This window comes from Mucilaginibacter sp. KACC 22773 (genome assembly GCF_028736215.1).
Lineage (GTDB): Bacteria > Bacteroidota > Bacteroidia > Sphingobacteriales > Sphingobacteriaceae > Mucilaginibacter.
This window is the reverse complement of the sequence record NZ_CP117883.1, coordinates 6,763,259-6,784,687: the sequence shown is the minus strand read 5'-3', so window position 1 is coordinate 6,784,687 and position 21,429 is coordinate 6,763,259. Positions and strand designations below refer to the sequence as shown.

21 protein-coding genes are annotated in these 21,429 nt (G+C 42.7%); 10 read left to right on the top strand and 11 right to left on the bottom strand.

Going from position 1 to position 21,429, the window contains the following annotated elements; genetic code table 11:
- Positions 1-30 precede the first annotated feature (30 nt).
- Both PQ469_RS28055 and PQ469_RS28050 read right to left on the bottom strand, forming a co-directional pair.
- Entirely contained in the window at positions 31-750 is a 720-nt protein-coding gene (locus tag PQ469_RS28055) for a sterol desaturase family protein (protein WP_274210627.1), read from the bottom strand.
- Between the two features lie 73 nt (positions 751-823).
- The gene (locus tag PQ469_RS28050) at positions 824-1,393 is read right to left on the bottom strand and encodes a Crp/Fnr family transcriptional regulator (protein ID WP_274210626.1); all 570 of its coding nucleotides are present in this window, start codon (positions 1,391-1,393) and stop codon (positions 824-826) included.
- A 95-nt stretch (positions 1,394-1,488) separates the two neighbouring features.
- Here PQ469_RS28050 and PQ469_RS28045 point away from each other — a divergent pair, with 95 nt between their 5' ends.
- On the top strand, positions 1,489-2,019 hold the full coding sequence (locus PQ469_RS28045; RefSeq protein ID WP_274210625.1) for a hypothetical protein: 531 nt from the start codon (positions 1,489-1,491) through the stop codon (positions 2,017-2,019).
- A 6-nt stretch (positions 2,020-2,025) separates the two neighbouring features.
- Here PQ469_RS28045 and PQ469_RS28040 read toward each other — a convergent pair whose 3' ends face one another.
- The 3 genes from PQ469_RS28040 to panC all read right to left on the bottom strand — a co-directional run bounded on the left by PQ469_RS28040 (position 2,026) and on the right by panC (position 4,327).
- Complete coding sequence (locus PQ469_RS28040; protein WP_090651606.1) at positions 2,026-2,994, bottom strand: energy transducer TonB; 969 nt, start codon at positions 2,992-2,994, stop codon at positions 2,026-2,028.
- 32 nt (positions 2,995-3,026) lie between these two features.
- Positions 3,027-3,377 (bottom strand): aspartate 1-decarboxylase, encoded by a 351-nt coding sequence (gene panD / locus PQ469_RS28035; protein ID WP_090651607.1) that lies wholly within the window; start codon positions 3,375-3,377, stop codon positions 3,027-3,029.
- Between the two features lie 119 nt (positions 3,378-3,496).
- Positions 3,497-4,327, bottom strand: coding sequence for a pantoate--beta-alanine ligase (gene panC / locus PQ469_RS28030; RefSeq protein WP_274210624.1), 831 nt, complete (start codon positions 4,325-4,327; stop codon positions 3,497-3,499).
- A gap of 154 nt (positions 4,328-4,481) precedes the next feature.
- On the opposite strand from panC, the gene PQ469_RS28025 reads away from it, so the two are divergent.
- The 7 genes from PQ469_RS28025 (at position 4,482) to PQ469_RS27995 (ending at position 14,319) form a co-directional block, all read left to right on the top strand.
- Positions 4,482-5,306 carry a glycogen/starch synthase gene (locus tag PQ469_RS28025; RefSeq protein WP_090651609.1) on the top strand — a complete coding sequence of 275 codons (825 nt, stop codon included), beginning with the start codon at positions 4,482-4,484 and terminating at the stop codon, positions 5,304-5,306.
- A 15-nt stretch (positions 5,307-5,321) separates the two neighbouring features.
- Complete coding sequence (locus PQ469_RS28020) at positions 5,322-6,728, top strand: DUF4270 family protein (protein WP_274210623.1); 1,407 nt, start codon at positions 5,322-5,324, stop codon at positions 6,726-6,728.
- Positions 6,729-6,915: 187 nt separating this feature from the next.
- Positions 6,916-8,751 (top strand): glutamine--fructose-6-phosphate transaminase (isomerizing), encoded by a 1,836-nt coding sequence (gene glmS, locus PQ469_RS28015; RefSeq protein WP_274210622.1) that lies wholly within the window; start codon positions 6,916-6,918, stop codon positions 8,749-8,751.
- A 160-nt stretch (positions 8,752-8,911) separates the two neighbouring features.
- Positions 8,912-9,847 carry a hydrogen peroxide-inducible genes activator gene (locus PQ469_RS28010; RefSeq protein ID WP_090651612.1) on the top strand — a complete coding sequence of 312 codons (936 nt, stop codon included), beginning with the start codon at positions 8,912-8,914 and terminating at the stop codon, positions 9,845-9,847.
- A 205-nt stretch (positions 9,848-10,052) separates the two neighbouring features.
- The gene (locus PQ469_RS28005) at positions 10,053-12,470 is read left to right on the top strand and encodes a TonB-dependent receptor (protein ID WP_274210621.1); all 2,418 of its coding nucleotides are present in this window, start codon (positions 10,053-10,055) and stop codon (positions 12,468-12,470) included.
- Positions 12,471-12,472: 2 nt separating this feature from the next.
- Positions 12,473-13,633, top strand: coding sequence for a PepSY-associated TM helix domain-containing protein (locus tag PQ469_RS28000; RefSeq protein ID WP_274210620.1), 1,161 nt, complete (start codon positions 12,473-12,475; stop codon positions 13,631-13,633).
- 227 nt (positions 13,634-13,860) lie between these two features.
- Complete coding sequence (locus PQ469_RS27995; protein ID WP_274210619.1) at positions 13,861-14,319, top strand: nuclear transport factor 2 family protein; 459 nt, start codon at positions 13,861-13,863, stop codon at positions 14,317-14,319.
- Here PQ469_RS27995 and PQ469_RS27990 read toward each other — a convergent pair whose 3' ends face one another.
- The 5 genes from PQ469_RS27990 to PQ469_RS27970 form a co-directional block, all read right to left on the bottom strand.
- On the bottom strand, positions 14,320-14,871 hold the full coding sequence (locus PQ469_RS27990) for an NUDIX hydrolase (RefSeq protein WP_274210618.1): 552 nt from the start codon (positions 14,869-14,871) through the stop codon (positions 14,320-14,322).
- Positions 14,864-15,271, bottom strand: a complete 408-nt coding sequence (locus PQ469_RS27985; protein WP_274210617.1) for a hypothetical protein — start codon at positions 15,269-15,271, stop codon at positions 14,864-14,866. Before PQ469_RS27985 ends, PQ469_RS27990 begins: the two co-directional genes overlap by 8 nt.
- A gap of 74 nt (positions 15,272-15,345) precedes the next feature.
- Positions 15,346-16,146: a TPM domain-containing protein gene (locus PQ469_RS27980; RefSeq protein ID WP_274210616.1), complete on the bottom strand. Its 801-nt coding sequence runs from the start codon at positions 16,144-16,146 to the stop codon at positions 15,346-15,348.
- A gap of 12 nt (positions 16,147-16,158) precedes the next feature.
- A complete protein-coding gene (locus tag PQ469_RS27975) occupies positions 16,159-16,593 on the bottom strand; it encodes a TPM domain-containing protein (protein WP_274210615.1) in 435 nt (144 codons plus the stop codon).
- A 245-nt stretch (positions 16,594-16,838) separates the two neighbouring features.
- Complete coding sequence (locus PQ469_RS27970) at positions 16,839-17,420, bottom strand: LemA family protein (protein WP_090651621.1); 582 nt, start codon at positions 17,418-17,420, stop codon at positions 16,839-16,841.
- 174 nt (positions 17,421-17,594) lie between these two features.
- Here PQ469_RS27970 and PQ469_RS27965 point away from each other — a divergent pair, with 174 nt between their 5' ends.
- Entirely contained in the window at positions 17,595-19,886 is a 2,292-nt protein-coding gene (locus PQ469_RS27965) for a GH92 family glycosyl hydrolase (RefSeq protein ID WP_274210614.1), read from the top strand.
- A gap of 313 nt (positions 19,887-20,199) precedes the next feature.
- Positions 20,200-20,577 carry a hypothetical protein gene (locus tag PQ469_RS27960; RefSeq protein ID WP_090651623.1) on the top strand — a complete coding sequence of 126 codons (378 nt, stop codon included), beginning with the start codon at positions 20,200-20,202 and terminating at the stop codon, positions 20,575-20,577.
- Between the two features lie 77 nt (positions 20,578-20,654).
- Here PQ469_RS27960 and PQ469_RS27955 read toward each other — a convergent pair whose 3' ends face one another.
- Positions 20,655-21,221 (bottom strand): RNA polymerase sigma factor, encoded by a 567-nt coding sequence (locus PQ469_RS27955; RefSeq protein ID WP_090651624.1) that lies wholly within the window; start codon positions 21,219-21,221, stop codon positions 20,655-20,657.
- Positions 21,222-21,429 lie beyond the last annotated feature (208 nt).

The window sequence follows — 21,429 nt, the reverse complement described above, 5'->3', positions numbered from 1 at the left end:
ACACAATTAATCTTTTTTTTGAATTAATATTTATATTTTATGTACGTCCTTAAATTTTAGCATTTCGGTGAGTTTTAGCTCCTTGTCGGTATCAAATCCGCACGATGTTGTAAAGTTTTGCGGATTGCTGTACGTGCCAAATAACATATCCCACCAAACAATATCGCCATAATTATTGCTGTGTTTTTCGTACTCGTGATGGATACGGTGCATCTCGGGTCGCTGGAAAATGTAACCTATCCATTTTGGAGTTTTGATATTGGTGTGATAGAAAAATTCGCCCAAAGCGGTACACAAAGTATATATAGCTCCTGCCTCGGGGCTTAAGCCAAGCAGCGTGTACACCAGTAAACTGCCTATTACTGAGTTTACAGTCATCTCCAACGGATGTTTATAAAACGACGTTATCACTTCAATACGCTGGGCGCTATGGTGTATCTGGTGAAAATGCCTCCATAAAAAATCACTCTGATGGCGCCACCTATGCCACCAATAAAAGATAAAAGTTGCTATAAAATACGCCACCACTCCGCCAAGCCAATTGGGCACATGGTGCGATAGGAAGAATAGAGAATAGCCTGACAGCCATTTTTCCCAGCTATAACCGGCAATAACTACAATAAGTAACTGAACAAAATTAATAGCAAGCACCCTGATGGTCCAGGTAGGTACCTGGGGGAGTTTCCACCCGGGTGAAAGCTTTTCAATAATGAAACAAACTGCGAAACAAGCTAAGATGATATAAAGCATAATTTTATGTTTTTGATTAAATCAAATCTCGGTGCCAAACAGGTCAATAAGTTTTGACTTATATCAAAAAACGTTACCCTTTAGCTCTTATCCTGCTTAAGGTTTCTTGTTTAATACTTAAAAATGATGCTATTTGCCCCAGAGATGCCTTCTGAAGAATGTCGGGATAGGAGGATAACAGGTTTTCATAGCGCTGCTTTGCGGTAAGTGTTTGCAGGTTAATGGCGCGCTCTTCGCTGCGGATATAGTATTGCTCGGTAATTAGCCGGCCGGTTAAATTAAACTCCGGATGATTTTTATAAATATTTTGAAGTTGATCCCAATTGATGGACTGCAATACGCTATCTTCCAACACCTGGATATTTTCGAACGATGGCTTCCTGGAGAAGAAACTATAAACCGATACTATAATTTCACCTTTGCCCATAAACCAGCTGGTAAATTCGCTGTCCCCTTTGTGATAGTACGCTCTTGTAAAGCCTTGTTTTACAAAATAAATCCGTTGCGACACCTGTCCTGCTTTTAACAGGATTGATTTCTTAGCATAATGGTCTTCAACCAGATATGACTCAAGTTGGCTTTTTATCTGGGGTGTTAGGATATTTATATTATTAAGTACTTGCAATAAACCATTTGTTTCCATAAAATCTTAATATATTTATACAGGGTATAAATTACCTATAAAACCAATTAAACTTGTAATTGTAGTAATGTACAATTACCTTACAGCGATAAATTATGATGAAGAAACATACATTTTTTCTGTTTGCCGCTATTTTCCTGCTCGGGAGCTGTGGTATGCTGCAGTCAATCATGAAATCTACCTTTCCTTATACGGCTAACCTGGTAATTCCGGCATCGTCATCGGTCGATCAGCCACATACCGCCATAAGTACGGCTAACAGCTTCGACCAGGATTTTACCAAAGATGGCAATAATGCAAACCGGATAAGTGAAGTTCGTATTATATCGGCAAAGCTACAATCAAAAAACCCATCGGATTATAACATTGGTAATATTGCTGCATTAAGGATTTATATGGCCAAGGCTGATGGTAGTGATGAGGTGCTGGTTGCCATTCGTAAAGATATTACTGCCAATGTTGGTAATAGTGTTGTGCTGGACATAGACAATTCGCATTTTTTAGACGAAATTGTAAGGGAGCCAAGCGCGCGCATCAGGATGGTTTACCTGCTACGTAAAGCAGTTAGCACCGATGTGGAACTCAAGGTATCGTTAAGCATAGGCGCCGAGCCAAGGGAGCGATAGTTATTATTACTTTCCGCTTAAAGCGAAATTGACAGGAACAGAGAAATATACCCTTACAGGCGAACCCATAGAAGTTCCCGGAATCCATTTTGGTGAGTTTTTAAGTACCCTGGTGGCTTCTTCGTCTAATATGGGAGCAACTGATTTGGATACTTTAATATCGGTTAACTTTCCGTCTTTTTCTACCACGAACGATAATATTACCTGGCCTTGAATATTTCTTTCACGTGCGAAGTCCGGGTATTGTATATGATTTGAGAGGTATCGCCCAAAACCCTCAACGCCGCCTCTGAATTGCGGCATAACGTCTCTTGCCTGGGCATATGTGGTAATTTTTCCGTCGCTGGTTGTAGCGGTGCCGCTTATAAGTTTTCCATTATCATAGGTTTCTGTAAATGTGGTATGAATGTTTTTAAACTCCCCCTTCCACAGGCCATCTCTTTTTCCGTTTTTTACATTACCTTCTTCGTTAATGTATTTAAACTTATCATCATAGCCTTTGTAATAGCCATTACCGTCGGTAACCTGCGGGTTTCCCAGCGAATCGAGGTTGGCGGTTATCAGGTAATCATCTCTGATTTCATCACGTAAGGCGCTGTTTTCGGGGTAAGATAGTTGCTGGTATAGTTTGCCATTGGGATAAAAGTTTGTTTCATCGTCAACTTTTGATCCGTTTTTGTAATTACTTACCCGTTGTCTGAAACCGTTTGCGTAATAGCTTACGCACGGGCCTGTGAATTTGGGCGGATCGATAGTCACAGATTTACCAATCAGCTTTTTTTTGCCGTTAACATAAAATTCAAATACATTGTAATACACCGATCCGCTATCTGGCTCCCGTACTATCCTGATATAGTCGGCACTATCGCGTACATCGACATATTTGCCGTTATATTTTAAAAAATAAACATTTTGGCGCTGGGCAAGACAAAACGATGCCACAAGAAGAAAGGTAAAGGTTAAAAGTGATTTCATTAAAAAAGCAAGTGCGTTAAACCGGCACTAATTTACTTTATTAATTTATTATCGGCATCAGGAAATACCAATATTGGTTCATATTTTCGTGCTTCATCACGCTCCATATAGGCGTATGACATAATGATAACCACATCGCCAACCTGCGCCAGCCTGGCGGTGGCACCATTTAAGCAAACTGTGCCGCTGCCGCGTTCGCCTTTTATCACATAGGTTTCAAAACGGGCGCCGTTGTTGTTATTCACTATCTGAACTTTTTCATTCGGGATAATATCGGCTGCTTCAATCAGGTCTTCGTCAATTGTAATACTGCCCACATAATTCAGCTCCGCCTGAGTAACCTTCACCCTGTGAATTTTGGACTTCAATATTTCAATAATCATGGCGCAAAGTTATAAATAAATTAGTCGATAGTTCATGGCCCATAGTCCATAGATTGTAAAATGATTAATCACGGCTGTAACGCCATTTTTGCCATCGTCTATGGACTATCAGCCATCGTCTACCCAATCAACATATTATCTATCAATCTTGTTTTACCTGCACGGGCCGCCACCAGGGCAACTACAGTTTTTGTGTCTGAATTGGCCGGAAGCAAGGTATCGCCATCTACAATTTCAAAATATTCGAGGTTTATGTCTGGCTCGGCACCTATCATCTGTTCGGCCTGCTGCTGAAGCTGGGGGATATTTTCTTTACCGAAATTACTTTTAACCCAGTTTAATGTTTTTGATAATATGAGGGCGTGCTGCCTGTCGCCGGCAGTTAAATGAATGTTCCTCGAGCTCATGGCCAGTCCATCGGCATCGCGTAAAATAGGGCACATTACCAGCTTTACGGGCATGTTTAATAAACTAACCATTTTACTGATTACCATAAACTGCTGGTAATCTTTTTGGCCAAAAAAGGCGATGTCGGGCTTCACGATGTTAAACAGTTTATTTACCACCTGCATTACGCCCTGGTAATGCCCGGGGCGAAATTTGCCTTCCAGCAAATGCTCCAGGCTACCTATGTCTAAATGCCATTTCTCATTATCATCATACATCTCATCAACCGCCGGGTTAAACAAAATGTCGCAGCCCGCCTGCTCCAGCAGGGCTATATCGGCAGCAATGGGGCGGGGGTATTTTTCAAGGTCTTTGGGGTCGTTAAACTGGGTTGGGTTTACAAAAATACTGCAAACCACTTCGGTGCTAATTTGCTGAGCCTGTTTAATTAACGATATATGGCCGTTATGCAGCGCACCCATTGTAGGTACAAAGCCAACGGTTTTGTTGGCTTTATTGGCAAAGTGCTGGGTTACCTGTTGCCTGGTAGTAAATATCTTCAATGCTGTTGAATTACAAAATTTGGTAAAGGTGTGCATTTACACAAAAAATACCAAAAGTTACTTGCACAATTCGTTGACAGTTCATATAATAATGATTATATTTGCAAACTCAAATTTTTTGACTTCTTTACATATTTTTAATACTGATTAAGTGATGGGTAAATCTAAGCTATTGTTTATAACTCATGAAATGTCTCCGTTCCTTGAACTCACAAAAATTGCTGAAATAACACGCCAACTTCCGCAGGCAATGCAGGAGAAGGGGTTCGAGATCCGGATCCTTATGCCGCGTTTTGGCAATATTAACGAGCGCAGGAACAGGCTTCATGAAGTTATCCGTTTATCGGGTATGAATATCATTATCAACGATAATGATAACCCGCTGATCATTAAGGTAGCATCTATCCCGGCAGCACGTATGCAGGTGTATTTTTTAGATAATGAAGAATATTTTCAGCGTAAACATGTGTTTGGTGATAAGGACGGGAAGTTTTATGCCGATAATGACGAACGCATGATTTTCTTTTGCAAAGGTGCATTGGAAACGGTTAAAAAATTAGGATGGGCCCCTGATATTATCCATTGCCATGGATGGTTAAGCGCCCTGGTGCCTGCGTATTTAAAAACTACTTACAAAGACGATCCAACTTTTAAGCATTCAAAAATCATTTATTCGATTTACGAAAATGACTTTAGTGATAAACTTGGTGCCGATTTTGCCCAAAAAGCAATCATGAGCAACATGACCGAAGCACACGTTGACGCTTACAAAGAAGGTACCAACACAGCGCTTTATGCAGGTGCAATCCAATACTCAGACGGTATTGTTTTAGGCAGCGATAATATCGATGCAGATGTGTTAAATAATGTTAAAAACAGCAATAAATCGGTTTTAGAATTTGATTCTACCGCAGATTTCGAAAATTATTACAATTTTTACGACGAAATTACCAACGACGAATTGGTGCATGTTGCATAAGACTTAATATTATATATGAAATTTTTCAGATTAGACTTATTGACCCTGTTAATAAGTCTTTTTATTTTCAATAGCTGTAAGCGCCAGGAGGGCATAGGTTTAGGGGTAGATACATCAACCCAAACATCTGGCACTTTGCTTGTTGATACTACTGTTACCATTAAAACTGTTGACGAAGATACTGCAACCGTAGTTACATCCGGCTTGACCAAAACACCGCTTGGCGAGTTTGTTGACCCGGTTTTTGGTACAACAAAAACAAATGTTGCACTGGGTATCCAGTTACCAACCGCCCCTTATACTGTTCCGGCCGGTACACTTACTATAGATTCGGCCGTGCTTGTGCTGGGTTATGCTGATGGGTTTTACGGCGATTCTGTTGTGACACGGTATAAGATAAACGTGTACCAGTTACAGGACAAGCCGGTTAACCAAACCTATTACGGTACCAATCGCTGGGCTAACCAGGGGACTGTTTTGGCAACCAAAACATTTACTGCCAACACACACGATAGTTTAACCATCGCCCGGATACGGAAAGATACTGTTGATACTGTGCAAAGAGTGGCCCCACAGTTACGTGTGCCTTTCAGCAAACAATTTATTTATGATCATCTGTTTAATGCAAATGGTACTGCTTTGGCTTCCAATGCGGCTTTCCAGGATGCTGTTAAAGGTTTATACCTTACTTTACAAAGGGCACAGTCATCAAATGCAGGCGGCACATTGCAATTAAACCTTGCTTCTGCCGGTTCGCATCTGGATGTGTTTTATAAGGCAAAAAAGGATACTACAACTGATACGGCAAGCGTATCATTAACCTTCCCAATACATGCCGCTGAGATAAGGCGCCAGTACAGCGAAACTGTAACCAAAGCCAAAACAGCCGGGGGAACTACCCAAACTACAGTTTATCTGCAAGGCCTGGGCGCATTGCGTGCAAAAGTTGGTTTTCCGGGTATAAGCAAGCTTAACCCCGACTCAATAGTGTTAAACCGGGCCGAATTGGTAATAACGCCCGTTCAGGGTTCCGGCATTCCGTATGCGCCATTACCTAAGCTGACCATGTATCAATTGGACATTGCCAAACAGCGCATTTTAATACAGGATGCATCGGCATCAAACCCGCTTTACCAGGCAGGCATATTTGGAGGTTTTTACTCCAACACAACCAAAGAACCGGTAAAAGCCTATCGTTTTGTAATTACAAGCTACATCCAGGATCTTATACGTAAAAAAACCATAGATTATGGAACTTACATTGCCCCCATTGATGCTACCGAAGTAAATTCAACCACCGGGGCTACCGGGATAACCCCGAGCGCACAAATTGCGGCCCGTTCGATTTTGATTGGCAGCGATAATAATTCATCTTATCGCATTAAACTGAACATCTTTTATACCAAGATACCCAAGCTGTAAAAGCTTAATTAAAATAAAAAGAATCCCCGCTTAGGGGATTTTTTTGTTTAAGGCCAAAAGGCTTCTTAAAATTATTTTTTAAGTATCTAAAAACCTTCCGTTTTTCTGAAATAATTAAAATAATAAGCTATGAAGTGTGTTATATAGCTGATTATTTTTGCTCCATTTACACTTTATTAAATTTACTATGTGCGGAATTGTTGGTTATATAGGTTACCGGGATGCTTATCCCATCGTTATAAAAGGGCTTCATCGTTTAGAATACAGGGGGTATGACAGCGCCGGTGTTGCGCTGTTAAATAAAGAACTTAAGGTTTATAAAAAGGCCGGCAAGGTTGATGACCTTGAGAAATTTGTAAAGGATATTGATCTTAAAGGGTCATTAGGGATGGGTCATACACGCTGGGCAACCCACGGCGAGCCAAGCGACCGCAATTCGCATCCACATTCGTCGGGCAACCGTAGGCTTACGATAATACATAATGGCATTATCGAAAACTATGGCATTATCAAAGAAACGCTTATTGCCAAAGGCCACATTTTTAAAAGTGATACCGATACCGAAGTGTTAATACACCTGATAGAAGATATCATGGATCAAACCGGGCTTGGCCTGCGGGAGGCCGTAAGGGTATCTTTAACCAAAGTAATTGGCGCGTATGCCATTGTTATCATGAGCGCAGATGAACCCGACCTGTTAATAGCGGCGCGTAAAGGCAGCCCGATGGTTATAGGTGTTGGCAAAGGCGAGTATTTTGTAGCATCAGATGCCACGCCGATTGTGGAGTATACCAAAAACGTGATTTATTTAAATGATAACGAAATTGCTTACATACACCGGGATAGCCTGCTGATAAAAAATATCGATAACTCGGTACAAACACCCTATATCCAGGAGCTCGACCTGAAGCTGGAGATGCTGGAAAAAGGCGGATACGAGCACTTTATGCTAAAAGAGATATATGAGCAGCCTCGTTCTATCCGCGATTGTTTACGCGGGCGCATTTATCCGCAGCAAGGTAAGGTACAATTGGGCGGCATTAAAGAATACACCGAGAAGCTGAAGAATGTCGACAGGATCATCATCATTGCTTGCGGAACATCATGGCATGCCGGCCTGGTTGGCGAGTATTTGATTGAGGAATACGCCCGCGTACCCGTGGAAGTGGAGTACGCCTCGGAGTTTAGATACCGTAACCCCATCATCACCGAAAAAGATTTGGTAATAGCCATCTCCCAATCAGGCGAAACTGCCGATACCATGGCGGCTATTGAACTGGCTAAAGAAAAAGGCGCCACCATTTTTGGCATATGTAACGTGGTAGGTGCATCCATTCCACGTACTACGCATGCCGGTGTTTATACGCATGCCGGCCCCGAAATAGGGGTGGCATCAACCAAAGCGTTTACAGCCCAGGTAAGTGTTTTAACGCTGATAGCGTTTTATATAGCCCAGCAGCGTGGTAAAATAACCCAAAGTAAGCTGGTTGAATATTTGACCGAATTAAACCAGATCCCTCAACTGGTTGAGGAGGCTTTAAAATGCAACGATCACGTGATAAAGATAGCCGCGAAATTTAAAGATTCAACCAATTGCCTGTTCCTGGGCAGGGGCAGCTCATTCCCGGTAGCGTTGGAAGGTGCTTTAAAGCTCAAGGAGATCTCCTATATTCATGCCGAAGGTTATCCCGCTGCCGAAATGAAGCATGGCCCTATAGCGCTAATTGACGATGATATGCCGGTGGTTGTTATTGCGACCCAAAGCTCATCGTACGAAAAAGTGATTAGTAACATACAGGAGGTAAAGGCCCGCAAAGGACACGTAATAGCCATTGTTACCGAAGGTGATACCGAAGTAAGGGACATGGCCGACTATGTGATTGAGATACCTCAAACCCACGAAGCATTTGTGCCGCTTATTGCTACTATCCCATTACAACTATTAGCTTACCACATAGCCGTAATGCGCGGTTGTAATGTAGACCAGCCACGAAATTTGGCAAAATCGGTAACGGTGGAGTAGTGGGGATTTCGATGTGAGATTTGAGGCGGCTTCACTGGGGTTGGAAATCTTATTTTTTTGCCTTTTGCAAAGTGTCTCACATCTCAATTCTAATATCCCAAATCCAAAATAGATAAAACTAATAAAATTTTATATTTGCATAGTATTTATCTATATAAAAATGACCATAACCCAGCTTGAATACATTGTAGCAGTTGATACTTACCGCAGCTTTGTTTTAGCCGCCGAAAAATGTTTTATTACCCAGCCAACCCTAAGTATGCAGGTACAGAAACTGGAGGATACCCTTGGCGTAAAAATATTTGACCGCAGCAAACAACCCGTAACACCAACCGAAATTGGTATAGAAATAATTACCCAGGCACGCATTATGTTGTCTGAAAGTGAAAAGATCAAAGAAATTATTACCGACAGGCAAAAAGAGTTATCAGGCGAATTAAGGGTTGGTATTATCCCTACTGTATCGCCCTATATATTGCCGAAGATCATTCACGGTTTTATCGAAAAATACCCGCAGGTAAAGCTTATTGTATGGGAACAAACCACCGAGGAAATCGTTCAGCAATTGAAATTGGGAATGATTGATTGTGGTATATTATCAACGCCGCTACATGAAAGTAACTTAACCGAGATACCTGTTTTTTACGAAAACTTCGTGGCCTACGTGTCTAAAAATAGCAAACTATCCAAAAAGAAAAGTATCACGCCCGACGATATTGATATGGAGGAAATCTGGATCCTGAACGAGGGGCATTGCATGCGCGAACAGGTATTAAATATTTGCCAGCGCCGCAAAGCCACCAAAGGCTTCCAGCATTTTGAATATAATACAGGCAGTGTTGAAACCCTTAAACGCATGGTTGACCAAAACAACGGCGCCACGATATTACCCGAACTTGCCCTCACAGATTTAACCGATAAACAGCTCGACAAGGTTCGATACTTTAAAACGCCAGAACCGGCCCGTGAAGTAAGCATAGTTATCCAGCGCAACTTTTTGAAACGCCGCCTGATTGAAGCCCTCAAAAATGAAATCCTTGAGTTTGTACCCAAACGAATGAAAAGCAAAAAGAAAAAAGAGGTAATGGATATATAGTTTTAGATGTGCAGATTTCAAATTATAGATGTGCAGATGAAAAAAGCTAAAGAACAAATCGTGTTAATCGTAAATCTACAGGCCTATCTTGATACTGACTACTTGATACTACTCTAATACTTCTTTAGAATCTTTCTAAATAAATTTGGATGAATTGTCATAATGGGTTACTTTTGGCCATTATTTATAATTAGTCTAAATAAAAATGAATCAACTCCAACCCTACCTTTACAAATTATTTTCTACTGTTTTTTTATCCGCTATGTTACTTTTAATGGTTACACCGGTATTTGCCCAGCAAAATCGCGGTACCGTTAGCGGGCATGTAATTACCAATACCAATAAGCCGGCCGACAATGTTTCGGTGATGTTAAAAGGCACCAAATATGGCGCTGTTACAAATGATGACGGGGATTTTAGCTTCAGGGCGCCACAGGGTAAATACACGCTGGTAGTTTCGCAGGTTGGCAGCCAAAGTCAGGAAGCCGCCGTTGAGGTTATTGCTGGTAAAACCATTGTTATACCCCAGTTCACCGTGTCTGATGCTACCCACGGTTTACAGGAAGTAAATATCAACGCTAACAAAACCAACAAGTTTAAATATAAAAAGAGCGTTGATGTATCTAAAATGCCTTTGAGCAACCTGGAAAACGCTTCGGTTTATAATAGTATAAGCAGCCAGTTATTGCAGGAGCAACAGGTATTTTCCGTTGATGACGCCATACGCAACGCATCGGGAATCCAAAAAATGTGGGAGGCAACCGGCCGCGGCGGCGATGGCGGCGCCTATTATGCCAGTCGTGGTTTTGTAGTGCAATCTGCATTACGTAACGGTATCGCCGGTAATGTTACCAGCTCGATTGATGCATCCAATATCGATCGCATCGAGATTATTAAAGGCCCATCGGCCACTTTGTTCGGTAGCAGTCTTACTTCATATGGAGGCTTAATTAATCGCGTAACCAAAAAACCCTATGACTCATTTGGCGGCGAAGCTTCCATCTCGGCAGGCAACTTTGATTTTCAGCGTGTGAGCGCCGATATCAACACCCCGCTCGACGCCAGGAAAAAGGTATTGTTTCGCTTAAACACAGCTTATAATCATGAGGGTAGCTTTCAAAACACAGGCCTTAACCGCACTATAGCTGTGGCGCCAAGCCTGGTTTATAACGCTACGGAGAGGTTAAGTATCTCGGTAGATGCAGAGTTGTTTTACGGGAAAAGCATTGGTAAGCCCATCTTCTTTTTTCCGTATGGTGTAACCATAGCCCAGCTTGGACATGATCGGGCTGATGAGCTTCCTATCGATTACAAGCAATCGTACATGGGAAATGATTTAACCGAAACATCAAGAAGCACCAATTTTTATGGCGAAGTAAAATACAAGATCTCCAATTCGTGGACCTCGCGCACCAACATCGCATCAACCCATAGCTACTCCGATGGTTTTGGGCCTTACTATTACCTGCTTCCCGGCGATTCAATTTCCCGCAATGATCAGTCGACCCGCAAAAGCAAGGATGATATGATCGAAATTCAGCAAAACTTTAATGGTGATTTCAAGATCGGGAAGTTAAGGAACAGGTTTGTGGGCGGGCTTGATTTTTTCAGGGACAACTCCAACCAGTTTTTCTTCGGGAGTACGCTTGATACCGTATCATTAAAAGGGAACCAAAATTATGGCAACTTTAATAAAGCCGCGATGGATGCCACGTATGCAACTGGTACCTATGGCTTTACCTACCCGGCCATCTACATCCGCAACACCTACAGCGCATATTTATCTGATGTATTTAACATTACCGATCAGTTGCTTGCATCGGCGGCCCTGCGGGTAGATCGTTTTGTAAATATCGGCAACTACGATCCTACAACTAAAACCAGGTATGGCGCATATCGGCAAACTGCTTTCTCTCCAAAATTCGGCCTGGTTTATCTGCCTGTTAAAGATCATGTATCATTATTTGCCAATTACCAAAACAGTTTCCGCAACCAAACAGGCATTACCGAAGATAATAAACCGCTTAAACCCGAGCACGCCAATCAAATTGAAGGTGGTGTTAAGCTGGATTTGTTTGAAGGTAAACTGAGCAGTACTATAAGCTACTACGATATTAAAGTTAAAGATATTACCCGCCCATCGGCTACGCCAAACAGGGTTATCCAGGATGGTACCCAGTTGAGCAAAGGCATCGAGGCCGAAGTAATTGCCAACCCTATTGCGGGCTTAAATGCTGTTTTGGGCTTCTCATACAACGATTCAAAATACGATGCAACCACCAATGCCGATGTGGCCAACCGTCGGCCGGGTACGGCATCATCGCCCTACCTGGCCAATTTTTGGGTAAGTTATCGTTTACAAAAAGGCACCGTTAAAGGTTTAGGATTTGGGTTTGGCGGCAACTACGCCAGCGATAACAAAATTATTAACAGCGTAAGCCAGGGTGTATTTACTTTGCCCGCATACACCATTTTTAATGCATCGGCGTTTTACGACCTTAAGCATTACCGTATAGGCGCCAAGATGGATAACCTTACCAACCAAAAATACTGGATAGGCTATACCACCGTTAACCCGCAAAAATTAAGAAACTACGCCCTTACATTTACCTATAAATTTTAAATATGACGTTCAAAAAAGTCATGTTATTTATACATCGCTGGCTCGGCTTTATATCCGGGCTGGTGGTGTTTTTGGTGAGTATTACCGGTTGTGTCTTTTGTTTCCAGGACGAGATCCAGGATGCTATCCACAACTATCGCCACGTAAAAAACGAGTATAAACCCTACCTGCCGCCATCGGTACTGAAAGCCGAAGGTTTGAAAGGACATCCCGGCGCCACGGCCAGCTACATGTTTTATTATGGGGCCGACAGGCCGGCCGGTGTACTGGTGAATTTGCCAAAAGATAAGGGAATGTTGTATGTATACCTTAACCCTTATACAGGGCGGGTTACCCACACCGAAAACCCGGAAAGTAATTTTTTCATTATTGTTGAATACATTCATTTATACCTGTTATTGCCACCTGAAATAGGCGGCCGGGTGGTGGGTATTTCGGTTATTATATTTGTGGTACTCATGATAACCGGCATCATCCTGTGGTGGCCTAAACGTAAAACCGACCGCAAGCGCAGCTTCACCATAAAATGGAACGGCCGCTGGCGCAGGGTTAATTACGATTTGCATAACGTACTGGGTTTTTATGTTACCGGCGTTGCCATAATTTTAGCTATAACCGGTTTAGCTATAGCCTTCAACTGGGTGAGGGAAGGCATATATACTACAGCTAACCTTGGCAAGGCCTATCCCGAAGAAAAAGCAGTGTTAAAATCCGATTCGCTTTTAAAAGGCAAAACCGATTCGCGTTTTGTTATCGATAAAGCGTTTGAATCCGCCCAGGCAGGGTCGCCCCGGGCCGAAATGTTTTTGCTTTTTGATGACGCATCCGCTTCGGCAACTATCGGTATAAGCGCTTACGCCCAAAGCCTGCATTATTATAAAAGTGATGAGTATACTTTTGAAAAGTATACCGGCAAAATGCTCAAAAAAACTACCCATGCCCAAAAAAGCCCCGGCATGAAAATGAATAACATGAATTACGATTTACACGTTGGCCAGGTGCTGGGCCTTACAGGTAAAATCATTGCCTTTTTAGCCAGTCTGATTTGCGCCTCGTTACCCATAACCGGATTCATCATATGGCTGGGTAAGCGTAAAAAAGGTAAGTCAAAAAATGGGAAAAGGGTGGCGCATAGGAGGGTGGTAAAACAGATGGCCGTTTGAAAATAGTTATGGCTGCAAATTGAACTATTGTAGAGACGCATAATTGCGTCTCCCGCATGCAAATCACACCATGCAAATCGGCCGTGCAAATTTTGAATATTATAAAGGAGACGCAATTATGCATCTCTACAAAATAAACTTTATCAACCCGAAATACAAAATATGTATTCTTTATAAGAATTGGCTGCATATATAAATTTACCTAAATTGTCGTCAAATCCCATCACATGAAAAAGATATTCTTTTTGAGCATCATCCTTTTTGCATCCCTCAAAACCTTTGCCCAGCAAGCCGATAAGGAGGCTGTAAAGCAAACCATTAACACCATGTTTGATGCCATGCGCAAAGGCGATAGTACCATGCTGCGGTCGGCTTTTCATAAAAACATTGTTTTTGAAGGAGTTGCCAATAAAAAGGATGGTACTGTTGAACTAAACATAGATAACCCCAATGATTTCATAAAAGCCGTAGGCACGCCTCACAAAGAAATATGGGACGAGCAGATAACCTTTAACGACATAAAAATAGATGGCGACCTAGCCAGCGTTTGGACACCCTATAAATTTTACCTGGGCAAAACCTTTAGCCATTGCGGGGTTGATGTTTTCCAGCTGATGCGCACTGCGGCGGGCTGGAAAATTATTTATGTTGTTGATACCCGCCGTAAAGGCAATTGCCCGGAATGATTACAGCGCCCCCAGTTTTAACATCCCATAAAACAACCCGGCGCAATGCATGGCTTGTTTTATTTTGTTATCAAGCAGCAATTGTTTTATTTCTTCAATAGTATACTCTTCGACAATAAGCTCTTCATGATCATCCAGCTCCTGGCCTTGTACTTTTTTGCCGCCTTTGGTAAAATAGGTAAAGGTTTGGTTATTGGCGGTTGATGGGTTGCCATATACGGTGCAAATAAGTTCAAATTCATCAAACTGGTAGCCGGTTTCTTCCAGCAGTTCGCGGCGGATGGCATGAACGGGTTCTTCCCCGGGATCAACTACGCCTCCCGGAATTTCGAGTGAAATAATATCGGCTGCGTGGCGGTATTGCGTTACCATTAATATTTTATTGTCTTCGGTTACCGCTACCGCATTAACCCAGCTTGGGTATTCTAAAACATAGTAGTCTTCAACAATTCGTTTATCGGGCATTTCACAGCGATCAACGCGTAATGTAGCCCAAGGGCCTTTATGTATGTAAGTAGATGATAGTAGTTTCCAGGTAAGATCTTTACTCATAGTTTGTTTGTAGAAATTGATAGATGGTATTGCGCTTGTTAATGTTTTCAAACGATTGCCGGTGATATTGTTGCTCCAGCACATCGTAAACTAACAAAATCTTTTTAAATGACAGCAAAAGTTCGGCATTTGCTGTAAAAGGCAGGCTATAAATGTATAGTAATTGCGCTAAGGCATCCAGCTTGTCGGCACTGTAATTTTTATGTTCAAGCAATAACTTAAAAGCATCAATGTCAAGCTCAAGTATTTCATGAAGCTTAATATTGTACTCATTTAAAAGTGTGCTATCAGCAAGCTTTATAAACTCATCGGCTTTACCAGTCTCCTTAAGCCCCAACAGCCGGGCAATAACCAAAGCCATTTTTTCTAATTCGGTGAGTATATAATCTTTCCTATACATGAGTTTAATAAATCAATAAATAAATTGCAACTCAAATCAATAATTCATTCATTCACTAAATCAATAATTAAAACCTACCAGCTACCGCTTGATCCGCCGCCACCGCCGCTGCCGCCGCCGAAACCGCCAAAGCCTCCACCGCCACCGCCTCCGCTTCCTCCGGAGAAACCGCCCCAGTCAGACCCACTGCTGCGGCCGCTGCCGCCAAGCATGCTGCCGGCCAAAAACCACCAGAAAGGGCTTGCGCCACCCCTGCGGTCGATAATTTGCCGGCCGCCACCACCGCCGCGGTTACGAAATATGATAATTAATATAACAACTACTATCACAATCAGGATGATGATTCCCGCGCCGTCTCCGCCGCTGCTTTGGTCGTTTTCCTGTGCTTCGGCCTTAAATTCGCCTTTGGTAGCTTTTATAATATTGTCTGTAGCCGCATCCAGCCCGCCATAATAATCGCCCGCTTTAAAATGGGGTTTCATATCATCCTGTATAATGCGCTGGGTAAGTACATCAGGCAATGGCCCTTCGGCGCCATAACCGGTTTGGATAGCCATTTTACGGTCGCTTATAGCAACAATTACCAGGATGCCGTTGTTCTTTTCTTTTTGCCCAATACCCCATTTGCGCAGCAGTTGCTGGCCATAGTCGTTAATATCATAACTGCCGGTTGATTTCATGATCACCACAGCTATTTGCGTGGATGTAGAATCGTTAAAAGCAACCAATTTGCTTTCCAGCTTTTGCTTATCATCGGCCGACAAAGTATTGGTATAATCGGTAACCAGCGTGGTCGACCGTTCCGGAAAATCCTGTGCAAACGCCATCGCGGAGCAAAGCAGCAGGCTAAAAAATATCGTGAGTTTTTTAAACATGAGGTTTATAGGTTATTCGCCATCCATAAAAGCGATATCATCGGGTAGTTCGTTAACATCACCGGCATGGTGCGGGAAATATTTTTGCAGTTGTTCGCCGGCAATTTGCAGGCCGGTTACAATACCTTCAACAATATCGCCGTATTTAAAATGCTGCAGCATATCCTCCTTGGTTGTATCCCAAAAATCGGCAGGCACAACCTGGTTAATCCCGGCATCGCCAATAATGGCAAACTTTCGGTCAACAGTGGCCACATAAATCAACACCCCATGTCTGAGGGCTGTTTTGTGCATATTAAGCTGAAAAAAATATTTCGCTGCCCGGTCAAGCACATCCTCGGTGCATTTCTTTTCTATACAAACCCGTATCTCGCCACTGCTGCGGCTCTCGGCCTGCTCAATAGCCTTACGGATACGTTGCTGTTCTTCTTCGTTAAATACCGCCATCTTTTTAATTAGTGATTGGGTGAATTAGTGATTTAGTGAATGACTGATTTAGTGAATGACTGAATTAGTGATTTAGTGAATGGGTGATTTAATGAATGACTGAATTATTATTTCTTTAAGTACAAAATGATCAATCCGAATCGATAGCTCAAACCGCTAATTACCCTGTAGTTCAAATCACTAATTCAGTCATTCAATAATTAAACTGCTCAAATCACTAATTCACTAACTCGCTAATTCACTAATTAATTGAACTCAACCTTCGGTGCTTTCTCACTTCCGGGTTCGGCGGTGAAATATCCTTTTTCGGAGAAGCCAAACATTTTGGCCGTGATGTTAGCCGGGAACGAGCGGATTTTGGAATTATATTCCATTACGGCATCGTTAAAATCCTTACGGGATACGTTAATCCTGTTTTCGGTTCCTTCCAGTTGAACAGATAAGTCGCGAAAGTTTTCGTTCGCTTTTAAATCCGGGTATTTTTCTGATACAACCAGCAGCCTGCCAATGGCCGAGCTTAACTCGCCCTGCGATGACTGGAAAGCTTTGATAGATTCGGGTGTAAGTTTTGTTGGGTCAACCTGCACCGATGTTGCTTTTGCGCGGGCTTCTATTACGGCGGTCAACGTGCTTTTTTCAAAGTTAGCGGCACCTTTAACCGTATTTACAAGATTGGGTATCAGATCGCTGCGGCGCTGGTAATCACTTTGGACGGCGCCCCATTTAGCTTTAACAGTTTCGTCGAGCTTAACCATGCTGTTATAACTACATGAGCTTAAGCTCACGGCTGCTACTGCAATTAATATTACTGAAAGTAACTTTTTCATAGGTTGAAGTTGTTTTACAGGTGTGTTTTTGATTTAGATTACAAAACGCATACCGTTGTTACAACTGGTATGGTTTAGTGACATTATGTCAAGGTACAGAATTTATCACGTTAAGCGAAACATTTAACTGTTATAGCCTATATTTGAAGCTTAATGTTGACATCGACCCACAAAATGAAGAAGACACTCTGCCTTTTTTTTACTGCTATTTCGCTTGGCGCAGCCGCACAGACTAAAACTGCCGAAAATTTAGTACAATATGTAAACCCTATTATAGGTACCCAGCGTATGGGACATGTATACCCGGGCGCTACAGTTCCTTTTGGAATGGTACAATTGAGTCCGGAGACTGATACTCCCAGCTACGAACTGAACGGCAAATACAACCCCGATGTATATAAATACTGCGCCGGTTACCAGTACGATGATAAAACCATAGTTGGCTTTAGCCATACTCATTTTAGCGGTACCGGCCATTCAGATCTGGGCGACTTTTTAATTATGCCAACAGTTGGGGCATTAAAACTTAACCCCGGTACGGCCGATAAACCCGGCAGCGGCTACCGCTCGGCATTTTCGCACCAGAACGAAGTGAGCCAGGCTAACTACTACAAAGTAAAACTGGACGAAAGTAATATTTTGGCCGAGATGACCACCAGCGCACGTGTTGGTTTTCACCAGTACACCTTCCCTAAGTCCGATCAGTCGCATATTATATTAGATTTGATGGCCGGGATTTATAACTACCCGGATAAAAACGTTTGGACTTATTTAAGGGTTGTTAATGATAGCACCGTTGTTGGTTTCCGCCAAACTAATGGCTGGGCACGCACCCGGTCGTTATATTTTGCCATGAGTTTTTCAAAAGCATTCTTTCAGCATGGCTACAAAAAGTACGATCAGCGCGAAGTATACGGTGGCTTTTGGGGCAAATTTAACCGGGTGAAAAACTTCCCCGAAATTGCCGGCAAGCAAATAAGGGCCTACTTTGATTTTAAAACCGAAGAGGGCGAAAAAATAAAAATCAAGTTTGCATTATCACCGGTGAGCATGGCCGGTGCCTTAAATAATATGCAAACCGAGATACCTGGCTGGGATTTTGAAAAAGTAAAAGCCGACGGCCAGCAATTATGGGAAACCGAACTGCATAAAATAGAGATAGCCGGTAACAAAGAGATAAAAGAGAACTTTTATACCGCTATGTACCATGCTATGATTAACCCTACGGTATATATGGATGCCGATGGGCAATATAAAGGCCTTGATCAAAATGTACACAAGGCCGAAGGGTTTACCAATTATACCACTTTTTCGCTTTGGGATACCTACAGGGCGCTGCACCCGCTGTTTAATATTATTGAACCCAAAAGGAATGCGGATATGGTACAAAGCATGCTGGCCCATTTTGACCAAAGTCCGGAGCATATGCTGCCCATCTGGTCAAACTCGGGTAACGAGAACTGGTGTATGAGCGGGTACCACAGTGTAGCCGTACTGGCCGACGCCGTTGTAAAGGGAAATGTAAACTTTGATGCCAACAAAGCGCTGGATGCCTGCGTAGCCACTGCAAAGCACCGCGATTATGAGGGTATAGGCGACTACATGGATAAAGGTTACATCCCCGACGAAAAAAGCGGCGTATCGGTATCATCAACCCTGGAGTATGCCTTTGACGACTGGGCCATTGCCCAGATGGCCAAAAAGCTAAACCGGATGGATGTTTATAACGAATTCATCAAACGATCGGAAAATTACAAAAATGTATATGATAAGGCCGCAGGCTTTATGCGCCCCAGGTTGGTCGATGGCAGCTTCCGCCAAAAGTTTGATCCCTTGAGCACCATCAACGAAGGGTTTATTGAGGGCAATAGCTGGAACTATACCCTGTTTGCTCCACAAGATCCTAAAGGCCTGATTACGCTCATGGGGGGTAACAAGCGGTTTGTAGGTTACCTCGATTCGTTGTTCACCATGAACCTGCCCGATAAATACTTTGCCGAAACGGAAGATATCACCCGCGATGGCATCATTGGCAACTATGTACATGGTAATGAACCATCGCACCACGTAGCCTATTTATACAATTGGACGGATAAACCATGGAAAACACAGGAACGCATCCGGATGATATTGCCACGTATGTACAAACCAACCCCGGATGGTTTGGGCGGTAACGACGATACAGGCCAGATGAGCGCCTGGTACATTTTCAGCACGCTGGGCTTTTACCCGGTAGCGCCAGGATCTGATCAGTATTCCATAGGCAGCCCGGCCGTGAACGGTGGTGTTATCAATTTGGATAACGGCAAAAAATTCACCATCAACGTAAAAAACCAAAGCGCCAAAAACGTGTATGTACAAAAGATAACGCTGAATGGTAAACCCCTGGATGGTTTATTCATCAGTCATGCCGATATCATGAACGGCGGCGATATTACTTATTATATGAGCAGTAAACATAAATAGATGTGCAGATTCCAAATTTCAGATGTGCAGATGAAGCGAATTTGAAAATTTGAGTATTTGAAGATTTGAAAATGAAATTAAACAGATGTGCGGATTCCAGATTTCAAATGTGCAGATGAAGCGAATTTGAAAATTTGAGTATTTGAAGATTTGAAAATGAAAACACGGATGTGCAGATTTCAAATTTCAGATGTGCAGATGAAGCGAATTTGAAAATGAAGACAAAACACATATTTCAGATGTGCAGATGAATTTAGATAGAACAAGTGTAATTAAAGTCTCCCCCTTCAGGGGGAGATTTAGAGGGGGCTTGATGTTGTTTCTGCTGATACTCTTTGGTTCATGCGCTGAATCGTTTAAGCAGATTCCGCCGGACAAGTTTAATGATACGATAGCGAAACGAAAGGATATTAAAACATCCGACGAACTGATTAAAGCTTATTACCAGTACCGGCAGTATTACAGTGAAACCGACGCGAGGCCGCGATTGAATATCACTTCAAGAAAACTGGATTCGGGCGACTATGAAATAACCGCTATAGACACCATTACGAATGACGACGCCCTGGCAGCCGAGAAGATTGTGATGATAGCCACCCGGAAAGCTGAAACCTGGAAAGCTTTAGATATTAAATACAACTGGAAAGCCCGCGATGGTTATGGTAGTTCAGAATGGGGTACAGGGAATTAAATTTCACTTTGCCTGATTGGCCACCCCACTGATCAGAACCCTCTCCTTTGGAGAGGGCAGGGTGAGGCTGGAGGTTTTTACGCGTAGCAATGCTCCTCGCGGGTAGTCAGTTTACCAATCATTTCTTTTAAGGCAGTGCGTGCGCGGTGTAAAGTTGTACGCGACAGCAATTCACTCATCCCTAACGATGTGCCAATTTCCTGGTGCGAGTATCCTTCAATGGCATACATATTAAATACCGAGCGATAAGTTTTAGGCAGTTTTTGAATCAGCTTCATTAAATCTTTTGCTTCAAGCTCATTATCATTATAAGCTTTGCTGATAGGCATATCACTATCGGCAGCAAAATCCTCAACCAACACAACCGGGCGTAATTTGCGGTAGCGCGAAATAGCTGCGTGCACCATAATACGGCGCACCCAACCTTCCAGGCTGCCATCGCCACGGTAGTTTTGCATGTTCCTGAATATTTTTATAAAACCTTCTTGCAGTATATCCTGAGCTTCGTCTTTATCGGTAGCATAGCGCATGCAAACAGCCAGCATCCGCGATGCAAATAGTTTGTAAAATTGTTCCTGGCTTTTACGTTCGTTGCGTAAGCATCCTTCCCAAATTGTCTGTAAACGTTCGTCGGCAGTAGTCATTGTATTGTGTATTTATTTGAGAAGCCTATGCCAATCCAAGTGCCATTTTGTAATTGATTGATTTTTAGATATTTATAAATTTGCGATATTTTAAAACTGTTCGTTAGCGGACGGTTGATACGCACAGGCGAACACAAAGTGAGCCCCAGCCAACCCTCCCCGGAAGGGAGGGCTTTAAAAGTCTCCCCTACCGGGGGAGATTTAGAGG